The 13,610-nt window shown below is 63.4% G+C and carries 11 protein-coding genes; 6 read left to right on the top strand and 5 right to left on the bottom strand.

All coding sequences use genetic code 11. From position 1 onward, the window contains the following. The first annotated feature begins 41 nt into the window (after window positions 1-41). Complete coding sequence (locus ABG82_RS24625; protein WP_043076368.1) at window positions 42-944, top strand: class I SAM-dependent methyltransferase; 903 nt, start codon at window positions 42-44, stop codon at window positions 942-944. On the opposite strand, the gene ABG82_RS24620 is transcribed toward ABG82_RS24625, so the two are convergent. Continuing rightward, window positions 941-2,125 (bottom strand): alpha/beta hydrolase family protein, encoded by a 1,185-nt coding sequence (locus ABG82_RS24620; protein ID WP_043076369.1) that lies wholly within the window; start codon window positions 2,123-2,125, stop codon window positions 941-943. The two genes, ABG82_RS24625 and ABG82_RS24620, sit on opposite strands and share 4 nt — an antisense overlap. Before the next feature lie 159 nt (window positions 2,126-2,284). Between ABG82_RS24620 and ABG82_RS24615 the strand changes: the two genes are divergently transcribed. The 3 genes from ABG82_RS24615 (at window position 2,285) to ABG82_RS24605 (ending at window position 6,768) form a co-directional block, all read left to right on the top strand. Beyond that, a complete protein-coding gene (locus ABG82_RS24615; RefSeq protein WP_043076370.1) occupies window positions 2,285-5,125 on the top strand; it encodes an aminotransferase class I/II-fold pyridoxal phosphate-dependent enzyme in 2,841 nt (946 codons plus the stop codon). Between the two features lie 119 nt (window positions 5,126-5,244). Further along, window positions 5,245-5,655, top strand: a complete 411-nt coding sequence (locus ABG82_RS24610) for a DUF6188 family protein (RefSeq protein WP_043076371.1) — start codon at window positions 5,245-5,247, stop codon at window positions 5,653-5,655. Window positions 5,656-5,778: 123 nt separating this feature from the next. Continuing rightward, window positions 5,779-6,768 (top strand): hypothetical protein, encoded by a 990-nt coding sequence (locus ABG82_RS24605; protein ID WP_078343980.1) that lies wholly within the window; start codon window positions 5,779-5,781, stop codon window positions 6,766-6,768. Here the strand turns inward: ABG82_RS24605 and ABG82_RS24600 are convergent. Then, complete coding sequence (locus tag ABG82_RS24600; RefSeq protein WP_043076372.1) at window positions 6,765-7,094, bottom strand: hypothetical protein; 330 nt, start codon at window positions 7,092-7,094, stop codon at window positions 6,765-6,767. The genes ABG82_RS24605 and ABG82_RS24600 overlap by 4 nt on opposite strands. A gap of 77 nt (window positions 7,095-7,171) precedes the next feature. On the opposite strand from ABG82_RS24600, the gene ABG82_RS24595 reads away from it, so the two are divergent. Next, a complete protein-coding gene (locus ABG82_RS24595) occupies window positions 7,172-8,230 on the top strand; it encodes a GNAT family N-acetyltransferase (protein WP_043076373.1) in 1,059 nt (352 codons plus the stop codon). On the opposite strand, the gene ABG82_RS24590 is transcribed toward ABG82_RS24595, so the two are convergent. The 3 genes from ABG82_RS24590 to ABG82_RS24580 form a co-directional block, all read right to left on the bottom strand. Beyond that, window positions 8,217-9,785 (bottom strand): APC family permease, encoded by a 1,569-nt coding sequence (locus tag ABG82_RS24590; protein WP_043076374.1) that lies wholly within the window; start codon window positions 9,783-9,785, stop codon window positions 8,217-8,219. The genes ABG82_RS24595 and ABG82_RS24590 overlap by 14 nt on opposite strands. Further along, a complete protein-coding gene (locus ABG82_RS24585) occupies window positions 9,782-11,125 on the bottom strand; it encodes an NAD-dependent succinate-semialdehyde dehydrogenase (protein WP_043076375.1) in 1,344 nt (447 codons plus the stop codon). Before ABG82_RS24585 ends, ABG82_RS24590 begins: the two co-directional genes overlap by 4 nt. A 70-nt stretch (window positions 11,126-11,195) precedes the next feature. Then, window positions 11,196-12,620, bottom strand: a complete 1,425-nt coding sequence (locus tag ABG82_RS24580; RefSeq protein ID WP_043076376.1) for a flavin monoamine oxidase family protein — start codon at window positions 12,618-12,620, stop codon at window positions 11,196-11,198. A gap of 289 nt (window positions 12,621-12,909) precedes the next feature. Between ABG82_RS24580 and ABG82_RS24575 the strand changes: the two genes are divergently transcribed. Continuing rightward, window positions 12,910-13,566, top strand: coding sequence for a TetR/AcrR family transcriptional regulator (locus tag ABG82_RS24575; protein WP_062826726.1), 657 nt, complete (start codon window positions 12,910-12,912; stop codon window positions 13,564-13,566). Window positions 13,567-13,610: the final 44 nt, after the last annotated feature.

The raw sequence follows: 13,610 nt of genomic DNA, 5'->3' as shown, positions 1-13,610 counted from the left end.
TGTCAACCTACTTGTCACAGTCGCGGAGTATTGTCGCGACCATGCGCACCGAACGGGACAACTGGGACATCAAGACAAGCGTCGGCTCCACCGCATTGTTCGTGGCGGCCAGCAGGGCGCTTGAGGCCACGAAACCCACACCCCTGGCGCAAGATCAGTACGCGGAGGTCTTCTGTCGCGCTGCGGGTGGGGAGTGGGCCGAGTTGGTGGCCGGCGGTGTGCCCGAGCATCCGTTGCGCTCGGAGGAGTTCGGGCAATATTTCGTGAGTTTCCAGGGCGCCCGCACCCGTTACTTCGATACGTACTTCGGCAGGGCGATCGAGGCTGGGGTGAAGCAGGTGGTCATCCTGGCCTCCGGGCTGGACTCGCGGGCGTACCGGCTGGACTGGGCCGCCGATACCACTGTTTTTGAGTTGGATCAGCCGCTGGTGCACCAGTTCAAGCGTGAGGTGCTGGACGAGCACGGGGCCGCGCCCAAGGCGGCCCGCGAGGAGATCTCTGTGGACCTGCGTGAAGATTGGGGGAAAGCATTACGGGACAAGGGATTCGATCCGTCACAGCCGTCGGCCTGGATTGTTGAGGGGCTGTTGATCTATCTGCCGGCGGATGCGCAGGAGCGCCTCTTCGAATCGATCGATCAGCTGGCGGCGCCGGGTAGTTTCGTGGGTATCGAGCAGATGACGACATATGCCGACGTGGTGTTCGCCATGCTGGTGGCAGGTGCCAACGAGAGCGGCGATCAGGCGAATTCGGACTTCTTCTCGCTGATCTACAACGAGCAGCGCAGCGAATCTGCCACCTGGTTCCGTTGTCACGGTTGGGATTCGGAACGTACCGAGCTGTTGGACTACCTGAATTTTTCGGGCCGTACCTTGCCTGAACCGAGCCAGCCGGCGTGGTACATGTTCAACTCGATCAGCCTGGTCTCGGCGGTCAAAGGTTAGTCGCGCAGGTACCGGTCCAAGAAGTCGGTCATGTGGTGCAGGTAGTCGCCCTGATTCACGTGCAAGATGTGATTTCCGGGGAACCAGTGCAATGCACAGCGGTCCCAGTGTTCCCACAGCATCTCGGCTTGCTCAGGCGGCGCCAGCCGATCGCCCAGTCCAGTGATGATCAGTCGGCGCTCCTTGGGCACCACTGGCTGATAGGTCAGCGGTGACGAGTAGGACAATGCGCCGTCCAGCTGAGATTGATCGAGATGCCCGAGCCGGGCGGCCAGCTTGATGGTGGATTCGGCCGGAACCCAGCTGTGTAGTAGCGATTTCACATCCACGACGGGAACATTAGGAATGGTGACATCGATCCGGTGCTCCACGGTGGAGATCAGTCCGGTGGTGTAACCGCCTAACGACAGACCCGTCAGGCCGATCCTCTCCACTCCGGTGCCGCGCAGATAGTTCACGAAGATCCGGAAGTCGTGCACGGCCTGGCACATTGCCTCGGAGAAGCCGGTGAATCCGTGGCTGAAGTATCCGGCCCCGCTGAACGGCGAGTACTTCTCGGCCCGCCGACCATGAAAAGGCAAGGTATACAACAAGATGTCGTAGCCATTGCGGAAGAACCAGGGCAGGGCGAAGAACACCCCATTCAACAGATACTGCGATCCGAAGAACCCGTGGATGACGCAGAGCGTGGGGCGAGGGCCGTCGTCGTGACGCCAGTGCTGGGCCCGTGCCACGCTGTTGTGCGGGAAGCTCGTCCAGTAGTCTTTGAAGGCGGGATTGCGTGCCTGATAAGGACTTTCGAAGTCCAGGTTCTCGACGGTGCCCTTGGCCAGTGCCTGCGCCAGAGAACTCGCGGGGCGTGAGAACACCACTGGGGTGGTTTCCGGTGCCGGGAAGGAAAGATCCGCGTCGCCCATCGCGGCCAGCTCGCCGTAGAAGGCCAGGTTGTCGCGTTCGCGAGCCACAAATTCCCGGTCCGCGATAAGGCTTGGCGCCACGACGCCCATGACCGACAAGGCGCCGACGGTGCGCAGCGCGATATCGGTGAGAGCGGAGGTCTCGACCATCGCGCGTTCCCGCAGGGTCAGGTCGCCGGGGCGCGGCAGCTGTGGACTTGCTGTGGGGGCGGGGCGCGGAGTGATCCGCGGCTGCTCGACGTCGTCCGATAGCTCCGCTGTCATGGGGTCCCTTTCGCCCGCGGTGCTAGCCACGCTGCTAGCTCCCAGCTAATGCTAGGGCAACAAGGCGGACGTCACCAGATGGACGCTCAGCATTCGTCCGCTGATCACCAGAGGGTTCGCCGTGCGCTGCAAGGCTTGTGCCCTACGAAAGGGGCGGCGATGAATGACAATTCACGCGCGTACAACAGCGTATGGCAGCTCCGTGGAGACTCCTGGTGCCGTCTTGAGGAAGCCGCCGACCGGCTGACCCGGACCACCACCACCGGTGCGCTCAAGGAGCAATACGCGGCCATCTGCAAAGACCTGCTGGATAAGCTGACACCCCTGGAACCGTATTGGGCATATCCGGGATCACTGCAATTCGCGAAGGTGCACCGGCTGTTCAGTAATGGCGCCTATGACAAGTTTGCGCAGGCTGTTTCCCGGATCAACCGGGCGCTGACCGCCGAGTCATATCGGACCGGGGATGTCGACCACGCCGGACTGGACGACACCGACATGTTCCCCGTGGATCCCCGCACGCTGGAGCAGCAGCCCGTCGGCAAGCGGGACCAGCTGTACTTCGAGGTTCTCGTGGTCGCCTCACTCACCGAGGCGCAGGAACGCGCGCTGCGTAATGAGGTACGCAGCTGGCGCCGTCCGGACGACGAGTTCGTGTACGAGCTGGTGGTGGTCTCCAGCGGGGATGAGGCGCTGATCGCTGCCCGGCTCAACGTCAACCTGCAGGCTGCCGTGGTACGACGCCGGTTCTCGCACCGCTCAGCCCGCGACCTGTCGTCCCTGTCGGAGTTCGTCGACACCCACATCTCCGGTGAGCTGGCCGATCACCAGTCACCCGACGAGCGTGCCCAGATTCTGGCCACCTCACTGGCCGATCTACGGCCCGAGATGGACCTCTACCTGATGACCGAGATCGAGGTCGAGGACATTGCAGGCCGCGTGGGCCTGTACTTCCGCCGGGTGTTCCATGCCCGTGAGGGTGTACTGGAACTGCACCTGTCGATCCTGCACGGCGTGGCCGCGCGCTATCGCACACCGTTCTTCAGCGCGCTCAAGCAGTACAGCCACCGGCCCACCGGTGTCTTCCATGCCCTACCCATCTCGCAGGGCAAGTCAATCGTCAACTCGCACTGGATCAAAGACATGGTCAGCTTTTACGGGCTGGATGTCTTCATGGCCGAGACGTCGGCGACCTGCGGTGGACTGGATTCGCTGCTGGAACCGACCGGTCCGCTGCGCGAGGCGCAGCAGCTGGCGGCGGAGGCCTATGGCTCCCGGCACAGCTTCTTCGTCACCAACGGCACTTCGACCGCCAACAAGATTGTCACGCAATCCTTGGTGGCACCCGGGGATATCGTGCTGCTGGACCGCAACTGCCACCAGTCGCATCACTACGGGATGATGATGGCCGGCGCTAATGTGATCTATCTTGAGGCCTATCCGCTCGTCGACTACTCGATGTATGGCGCGGTGCCGCTGCGCGAGATCAAGTCAAAATTGTTGGCGCTCAAGCGGGCCGGCAAGCTTGAGCGGGTCAAGATGATCTCCCTGACGAACTGCACCTTCGACGGCATCGTCTACGACGTACAGCGGGTGATGGAGGAATGCCTGGCCATCAAGCCGGATCTGGTGTTCCTATGGGACGAGGCGTGGTTCGCATTCGCCCGATTCCACCCCGTATACCGGAACCGCACCGCGATGGCATCGGCACGCAAACTTCGAGAGCACTTGCAGGACAAGGACTACGGCAAGCGATACGAGGAATACCTCAAGGCCGAGATCGCCACGCCGCCCACCGATGAGGATCTGCTGAACCGGCGGCTCATGGCGGACCCGGCCAAGGCCAGGGTGCGGGTGTACGCGACTCAGTCCACTCACAAGACGCTGACCTCGCTGCGGCAAGGGTCGATGATCCATGTGTACGACCAGGACTTCGATCAGAAAGTCTCCGAGGCATTCCACGAGGCGTACATGGCGCACACCTCGACGTCGCCGAACTATCAGATTCTGGCCTCGTTGGACCTGGGGCGGCGCCAGGTGGCGCTGGAGGGAGTCGAGTTGGTGCAGAGGCAGATTGAGAACGCCATGCAGCTGCGCGACGCCATCGACAACCACCCGCTGCTGAGCAAGTACATGTCCTGTCTGCGCACCTCCGACCTGATTCCCGGCGACTACCGGCCGTCGCACATTGAACAACCACTGCGTTCAGGCCTCAAGAACATGGAATCAGCCTGGGCTGCCGACGAATTCGTGTTGGACCCGTCGCGCATCACGCTGGCGATCGGGCATACCGGTTACGACGGCGACGAATTCAAGCGCGACCAACTGATGGACCGGCACGGGGTGCAGATCAACAAGACCTCGCGAAACACCGTGCTGTTCATGACGAACATCGGCACCACCCGCAGTTCGGTGGCCTTCCTGGTGGAGGTGCTGGTCAAGATCGCGCGCGAACTTGACGAGCGGATCGGGGAGATGGGGATCGAGGAGCGGGCCCGGTTCGAGCAACGGGTCCACCGGTTGACCGCCAAGAGTGCCGCCATGCCCAACTTCAGCGGATTCCACCCGGCGTTTCTGGATCACGGCGGTTCGGTACAGACCCCCGAAGGCGACGTGCGCAAGGCCTTTTACCTCTCGTACACCGACACCAATTGCGAGTATCTGAGCGATGCGGAGATCATGGAAAAGCTCGATGCCGGCGGCGATGTGGTGTCGGCGACCTTCGTCACGCCGTATCCGCCCGGATTCCCTGTACTGGTGCCTGGGCAGGTATTCAGCCGGGAGATCTTGAGCTTCATCAGAACGTTGGATACCCCGGAAATCCATGGCTACCAACCGGACTTCGGCTATCGCGTGTACACCGATAAGGCCATCGAGATGATCTCGCACCCGATTGTGGCCCCGAAAGCGGTAGCGGTACAGGCCGTCCCGCAAAAGTCGCCCAAGGCCGAAAAGGCGGCGGCAGAGCCTGGAAACGGTGTGAAAGCCAAGCAACACTGAGGGCTGCCCGCAGGAGTGTGGGCAGCACAAATAACGTTTACGTTTCGACTAGTTTTGACAATAAAACTTGTGCCGTCAACCCCTTGTGCTAGCTGAGGGGGCGGGTTCAGAGTGAAGATATGTCCGAAGCATGGATTGAGGGCTGTCCAGTCCAGCGGATCATGTTCCGTGACGGATTGGTAATCAGCCTGGGTGACTACAACGAGGTGGTTATCGCCGTGCCGATGTGGCTCACGCTTCCCCCCGCGGGGAGGTGGCCACGGGAAATCGTCTGCGTCGATCCGAAGGCCATTCTGGATGAGGAGCGTCCGCTCTTCAGCATCTCGGGTTCCACATGTACCGAGGCCAGGTGGAACGACAAAGGCGATCTGCACATGGAGTTCTCCGACGACCACGTGATCGACGTGCCGCATCACGACTTCGACACGGCGTGGGAGATCTATGGCAAGTACCACGGATACGTGGCCAGCCTGCCGCGCGGCAAGGTCCGCGTGGTGCGCCACGACGTGCCGGAGGAAGCCGGGGCCTAACCTGTCTTCGCCGCGATCGAACCCGATGGCGGGCTGGTTCGTGGTAAGTGCGTGAGACTTCTCGCGGCGGCATGTGCGACAGCAGTACTCGCGACTTCTGCTGGTGTGAATGCTCCGCCCGGCATGCCCGAGCGCAGTGCGGCGTTCGACGTGGGCTTGGCGGCGGCGGTGCAGCCCGCTCCGGGTGCGCTGATCACGCAGTTCCTGGCCAACCAGGTGCAGAACTGTTCGTTGATCTGTCCGTTCGTGGCGCAGGGCGCCGTGCAGATACCGGCTGCGGTGCTGTCGGTACCGGGAACATTCTTGACGCAACTGCAAGCGGGGCAGCCCCTGGTGCAGGCGCTGGGTTTGAGTGGCGCCACCGTGAGCGGCGCGGCCAACGATGTATGGACCGGGCTGATCGGCACCGACCTGGGCCAGGTGGTGCCCCGTACCGAATTCGGTACCGAGGTGATCGCGGTGGGGCTGGTGCAGATTGGCGAGGCGGCGCTCACTCAACCGGGCAGTTTGCCCGGAGTACTGGGGCAGGCGCGCACCGATCTGTTCGCGGCGTTGACCAACCCGCCGGGCCCCGAGCCCTTTCCGGCGGTGCATACGCCGTTGGAGGCGGCAGCGGTGCGGGTGACCGCGGTCTTCTGGGCAGTGGCTTTCCATGCGACAGAACAGCTCACGCTTATTGTGACCCGCGTGCCGAATGCCTTCCTGACGACGCTGGGCGCCACCGGGAATGTCGGCAAGGCGGTACAGGCGGCGGGGCAGGCGGTGTCTACCACGGTTTCGGAGTCGATCGCGCCGATCCGTGATGCACTGACCAAGCCGATTCCTATCACGCCGGCGGTCGTGGCCGATCCTGCTCCGAAGTCGGCCGTCAAGCCGGTGAAGGAACCAGCAGCACAGCCGAATACGACTTTGAAGCCAAAGCAGCAGACTTCCCGGATCTCCCCGCCGACGCTACCGGCCGTGCCGTCCGCACCCGTTCCGAGCGCGTCCCCCAGTCCTAAGCCGCCGAACCTGGTGAGCGGGCTGGGCGGGACCATCAAAAAGGTGCTCGGTGATATCGGGGTAAAGAAGCCGAGTACGCCCGACAAGCCGGTGAAGGCCGGACGGCATTAGCTGGATTGGGGCAGCGCTTCGACGACAACGCCGCCGAAGCGCGCTTCGTTGATGCCGCATGGGTGCCCGTCGATCCAGCAGCGATTGCTGCGGGTGACTTCGTCACACTCCTGTTGGGTGTCGGTGAACACCGCCTGGAACCCACCGCCCAAGGACGTGTTGTAACCGGTGATCGTGCGGCCTGTGCTGTCGGTGGCCCGTGCCGCGCAATCGGCGCAGACCGAACGCGGATAGCGATCCGTGTGGACTGTGGGGCTCTGGCATAGCGGGCAGGGATGAGTCCGTCGCCGCACCTCGTCGAACGTGAGGTCGCGGTGGTCGTCCATGCGGTAACTGTGGCATATACGGAAGAAGGCGGTTAATCCGTTGCGGCGAATTCGGCGGCGCAAATAGGGTTGAATTCATGACGTCCCACGAGGTGCTGAAGGCCCAGGCCCCGCTGAGCGAACGGGTTGATGCCCCGGATGTTGTGGAAATACCTTCGGCTGGAGCCGGTTTGACGTGGCGCGCGGCAACTAAGCAGGACATACCCGCCCTCTTCGAACTCTGGCGCGCCGCAGGTGCGGTCGATCACCCCACCAGCCTGGTGATGCTGGATGAGCTGGAGGAGGAGTTCGACGACGATGATTTCGATCCGGCGCTGGACTCGGTCATCGCCGTCGACTCATCGGGCCGAGTGGTGGCCTTCGGATCGGCGACCGTGAAATCCGGCCACGAAACAGTCGTGTGGGTGACGTTGGATGGCACCGTGCATCCCGAGCGGCGCGGCGAAGGAATTGGGTCCAGTGTGCTGCGGTGGCAGGAACAGCGGGGACTGCAGCACCTTGCGGAATCGGATGAATGCTTGCCCGGCTGGCTGGCTGGTAGCGCCGAGGAGCACGCTGTGTGGACAATTGAATTGTTCCACCGCAACGGCTATGAGTCGGTGAGGTGGTGGCATGAGCTGGAACGCGACCTGGCTCAACCTATCCCGGAAGTGACTGTGCCTGAAGGCGTACGGATCGAGACCTACGGTCCCGAATGGTCCGAGCCGACCCGTGACGCCCATAACGAGGCGTTCCGTGATCATTGGGGCAGCCAGCCAGAATCCCGCGAGGATTGGGAAGCGGCCCATAGGCTCAGTGCTTTTCGCGCTGATCTGTCGTTCGTGGCCGTGGCGCGCGATGCTGCGGGGCAGGACGTCGTCATCGCCTACCTGCTCAGCGATGTCAATGACGAGGAGTGGGAGGCGAACGGCTACTCGTTCGGGTTCATCGATCTGTTGGGTGTGCGGCGCGATTGGCGCGGGCGCAAACTCGCGCAAGCATTGTTGACGCATGCGATGCGCGCCTACCGGAGCGAAGGGCTGCAGCGGGCTGTTCTCGACGTGGACGCGGACAGTCCTACCGGTGCTGTGGCGCTGTACGCGGGTCTTGGATTTTCGGTGGTAAACCGCTCGATCAGCCTGATCAAGCAGTACTGAGGTCCTTGGTGGGCTCGGGGCATTCGGGTACCAGCGTTTCGGCGACTACCTTCTCCGATCCGGCGTGCCAGGTGTTCTCGGTGAAGAAACGGGGCGCGACGGCTCGTTGGATGAGCATCAGCACAGCTCCCAGCGCGAGAAATCCAAAACCCAGAAAGAAGACCAGGCCGATACCGCAGATTGACGACCCGCTGCCGTTGACGGGATCCATCGACTCGCGTATCGAGATGGCGAAAATGCCGATGAGCATCGCACCGCCGCATAGCGGGCACAGGAACCTGAACACGACGTTGCGCAGACTGTCGAAGAGCGTGCGGCGGAACTCCCAGATGCAGGCAAACGCCGTGATGCCGTAGTACCAGCAGATCATGATGCCTAGCGCGGCGATTGTGTCGGTGAGGGTGTGCTCCGACAGCACCGTCACCACGGTGTAGAACACCGCCGTCACCGCGCTGGACATGATGGTGGAAAAGCGGGGCACCAAAGACCGGGGGCTGATCTCCGCGAACTTGCCGGGGACCGCCCCGTAGGCGCCCATCGCGAGCATCACCCGCGCAAGAGGCAGGAAGGTGGTTTGCAGGCCCGCGACGGCGGAGGTGAGTACCGCGAGGGAAAGGAAAGGCCCGAAGTAGGTCCCCAGCACGGGATCGGCGAGAGCACCAAAGATGTTCTCTTCGTTGGCCGGATTACCCAGACCAAGACCGTCGGTGCCGACCCCGGCATACATGGTGAGTGCCACCGCAACAAGAAGATACGTCAGCAGGATGGAGGTCACCGACAGCAACCCCGCGCGCCCGGGCACCCGGTCGGGGTCTTTGCTTTCCTCGCCGAGGGTGAGGCACGTGTCCCAGCCCCAGAACGCGAACACCGAACCGGTAACGCCGACCACGAAGGCGCCGATGGTCAACCCGCTGAACGGGTTGAACCAGTCGATATCGAAGGACAGGTGCCCGGGCGCGGCACCGGTCCCGACCTTCCACAGTGCGGCCCCCGCGAAACCGAACAGCATCAGCATCTGGAAGCCCACGAGTGCGTACTGCACGCGCTCGCCGGTGGAGATACCGCGACACGCGACGTACGTCGCGACGAGCATGATCGCGAGCGTGGTGGCGATGTTCACGGGTTTGTTCGAGGCCAGCTCCGCGATCGCCGGGTGGCGTGAGATCTGCGCGAGGAACAGGTAGAAGAACTGCACTGCCACCGCCGCCAAATTCGACAGCACAATGATGCAGGCGACTACCTGCCCCCAGCCGGCCATCCACCCGACGTACGGCCCGAACGCGCGGCTGGACCACGTGAAAGACGCACCGGCATCGGGGTTTTTCGAGTTGAGTTCCCGGTAGGCGTATGCGGTGAGGAACATCGGGACAAATCCTGCGATCAGGATGGCAGGCATCTTCAAGCCCACGGCGGCCACGAGCAGCCCCACACTGGCCGACAAGGTATAGCCGGGGGCGACAGACGATATCCCCAGCACCGCACCGGAGAATGTGCCGATCTGGCCGCCCGCCAGGCCCTTGCCGCCGACACTCAAGGTGTCGCTTCGCTGGCTCACAGGGTGCGGATGAGTTTCTTGTTGACGAATTCCTCCATGCCGAACCGGCCCAGCTCACGGCCGAAGCCGGAGCGCTTGATACCGCCGAATGGCAGCTCGGCACCGTCGGCACCGACTCCGTTCACAAAAACCATCCCGGCTTCGATGCGGTTGGCCACCCGCTGCGCTTGTTCGGGGTCGGTAGTGAAGACGTAGGAGCCCAGACCAAAGGGGGTGTCGTTGGCGATGGCGACGGCCTGGTCCTCGCCGCTCGCCCGGTATACCGCCGCGACCGGACCGAACAGCTCCTGGTGGTAGGCCGGGTTGTCGGCGGTTAGCCCGGTGATCACCGCCGGTGGGTGGAAAGCCCCGCGGCGCTCACCGGCAGAGATGATTGTTGCCCCACCGGCTTTGGCGGCAGCGACCTGTGACTCCAGGGTTTGCGCGGCGCGCACCGAGCTGAGCGGAGCGATACCGTCGGCGGCGGCGAGCAGCGTGGCCGTGAACTTCTCCACGAACGCGTCATACAGTTCGTCCACGACGATGAATCGCTTGGCGGCGTTGCATGCCTGTCCGGTGTTGTCCAACCGGGCCGCGGCTGCCGCCGCCACGGTGGCGTCCAGATCGTTGGACGAGAGCACCACAAATGGATCAGAGCCGCCGAGTTCCAGGACGCACTTCTTCAGGTTCCGGCCTGCTATCTCGGCGACTGCGGCGCCGGCACGCTCGGAGCCCGTGAAGGAGACGCCGGCGACGCGAGGGTCTGCGATGAGGCCGGCGACCTGCTCGTTGGTGGCACGAATGTTCAGATATGCACCGGCCGGCAACCCTGCCTCGGCGAACAAAAGTGCGAGCGCCTCAGCGGATTCCGGACATTGAGGGGCGTGCTTGAGAATAATTGTGTTGCCCACCAACAGATTCGGACACGCGAACCGGGCCACTTGATAGTAGGGGAAGTTCCACGGCATGATGCCCAGCAGCACCCCGATCGGGAAGCGCTTGATCACCGCGGTGCCCTCGCCAGCGAGTAGCTCAATGTTCTCGTCGGCGAGGAACTTCTCCGCGTTGTCGGCGTAGTACTCGTAAATCGCGGCACAGAAGTCGATTTCCCCGAGTGCCTCATCGCGTGGCTTGCCCATCTCCCGCACGATGATGTCGGCGAGCATCTCCCGTTTTTCAGTGTGCAACTCTGCTACCCGACGCATTTGGGCTGCTCGGTCGGCGACGGTGGTGTCCGCGGGCCAGGTGCGCGAGTTTTCGGCCGCCGCGGTGAGTGCGGCATCCAGTTCGGCGTTGGTGTTGGTGGGGTAGGTGGCGACGACATCGCCGGTGGCAGGATCGGTTACGGCGTATTCGGTCACGAGGTTCTCCTTGTAAGGATGGGGTTTCGGTGCTGCTGGCGTGATGGACGCATTTCCTGGCGTCCCTTGTCTAGTTGATTGTGGGGGCCAGAAGTGCGGAGTTGATTCGGTTCGCGGTATCGGTACCGATCCGTACGCCGCCGTCGACATGCATGTAGCCGGTGCCCTGGATGTCGGAGCTTGCGAAGAAGAGCGGGCCGACCGGCCGGTTTTGTAGGTGACCCCAGCGGCTGAGGCCGCCGAGGCTCCAGCTGGCGCCGTAGGCGCCACGGGTGAATTCCTCTGTACCCCAATCGGAGAGGTAGACGGCGAGCGGTCGCTTGGCCTCGTCTCCGAAGTACGCGGCGAACGATTCCAGAATGGCTGCGCGGCGCTCGTCGTCGGGCAGTGCCCAGGTTTCCTCGGCCTTCGGGCCCACCACGAAGCCGACCAGGGTGCCGTGCGGGTGATCGGCGACGGTGTTGTCATAGACCTCGCAGATCCGCTCGTGGGAGGCGAAACCCGTTCCCGATAAACCGCGCTCGCGCCAAAAGGGCGTTTCGTACACGGCTTGGGCCTTGATCACCAGGCCCATCGACTGATGCTGGTGGCTGACCTGCTGGATGCGGGGCAGCGGTGGCTGGTAGTTGATGGTGTTGTAAAGGTTCGGCGGTATTGCCAGCACCGCGAATCGCGCCCGCACGGTGACCCTGTCGCTGACCGCCGTGACGGCGGAGGGCATCGCCTCGCCGGCGTCGGACCAGATCACCTGGAGCACTTGAGTCGACAGGTGCACCACGTCAGGACCAAGTTCGTCGGCGATCTGCTGCGATACCGACTGCATGCCGCCGACCACGCGCTCATCGAGCAGGATGCCCTCATCGATGAGGTGCTCGAACTTCCCCGCCGAGGCGATCATCAGCATGGCCTGCAGTACCGAGAATGAATGAGATGGCTTAGTGAACATGCCTGCCGCGATGTAGTGGCCCACGATTCGGCGGGCCTCCTCGTCGTCGCTGTTGGAGGCCAGCCAGGTGGCGAACGGGATGGCGTCGAGCTCGGCGGCGCGCGGGTGCTGCCACGGGGCGGCGGGATCGATCTCGGCAGCCAGCGCGTCCAGCGAGTGCACCAGTTGACTCACCTGCTGCAGGGTGGCGTCGGAAACCGGGAAATCCCCGGTGAACTCGCGCCGTTCGCCGTCCTGGCCGATGTAGACCGAGTTGCCCTCGCGGTAGCGGGAGAAAGTCGACTTGCCGAGCTCGGCCAGCAGATCTTTGAGCGCATCCTGGTCGGCGGAGATCCATTGGCCGCCGATCTCGAAGAACTCGCCGTCGATAATCTGCGACCAGGTACGTCCGCCGACCCGGTCCCGCGCCTCAAGCACCGCGACGGTGTGCCCGGCCTGCACGAGCCTGCGGGCAGTCATCAAGCCGGAGATTCCGGCGCCAATGACCACCACGTCACGGTCGATGGCTGGTCCGCTGTGGGGGGTCGCGGGTACGGCAAATTCGGTCACGGAATGTCCTCTCGAATTGACGCCGGAACGGACGGGACTACACCGTGGTGTACGTAATCCCCGATGGTGGCGTGAGTCACAATGCTAGGAACTTCGCCGCGGCGATCGAATAGCTCGGAAGCTAAATTTTCATTTTCCAGAGCTACTACCTGGGTAAATTAGTCATTGGTGACGGCTCGATAGTTAATTTTGGCGAGGCATGACGACTGGGAACGGATCAATCACGATGCAGAGGGACCGCGACGACGGCGATACCGCGAGCCGTGGACGGGGGCGGCCGTCTGTCGGGGTGCTGAACCGCGACCGCATTGTCGACGCGGCACTGGAGGAGCTGCGCGCCTCCGGCCTGCGCAAACTGACCATGCGAGCCGTCGCGGCCCGGTTGGGCGTGACCATCGCCGCGCTGTACAACCACGTCCCGTCCCGGGCCGGGCTGTTGGTGGCGGTGCAGGAGCGATTCACCGCGGGCCTGGATGTCTCCGGCTTCGGCGCCGTTCCGCTGCGTGAGGCACTGTCTCGGTGGGCGTGGAGCTACCTGGATCAGCTGCGCAGGCGGCCGGAACTGTTGCCGCTCATCGTGGAGGTTCCGCTGGCGCAGGCCCCGCTCACATCCGGTATGTACCAACGGGTTACCGCAGGCTTCGCCGCTGCGGGCTGGCCGGAGGAAAGCATCATCGCATCGATGAGCATCCTTGAGACCTTCATCTTCGGTGCCGCGGTGGATTCGCCAGGCCCGAACGACGTGTACGCACGCTATGACCCGGCCAGCGCGCCGCAGATGGGCCGCGTCTATGAGGCCTTCGCCCGCTCGGTGCGTGAGCGACAGACACGTGCGCACGATCTGGTCTTCACCATGGGGCTGGACGCAGCCCTCATTGGACTGCACCATATTTGGGGGACAGGACGCGGCTGGGCGGGGGTGCGGTTGCCGGCGCAGCGTCAGTGAGTACCTGGGGCTGGGGAATGGACCGAGTTGGACCGAGAGGGTGG

The organism is Mycobacteroides immunogenum, from assembly GCF_001605725.1.
In the GTDB taxonomy this organism is placed as follows: domain Bacteria; phylum Actinomycetota; class Actinomycetes; order Mycobacteriales; family Mycobacteriaceae; genus Mycobacterium; species Mycobacterium immunogenum.
The sequence above is the reverse complement of the archived record's forward strand: the minus strand, read 5'-3'. Positions and strand labels throughout refer to the sequence as shown.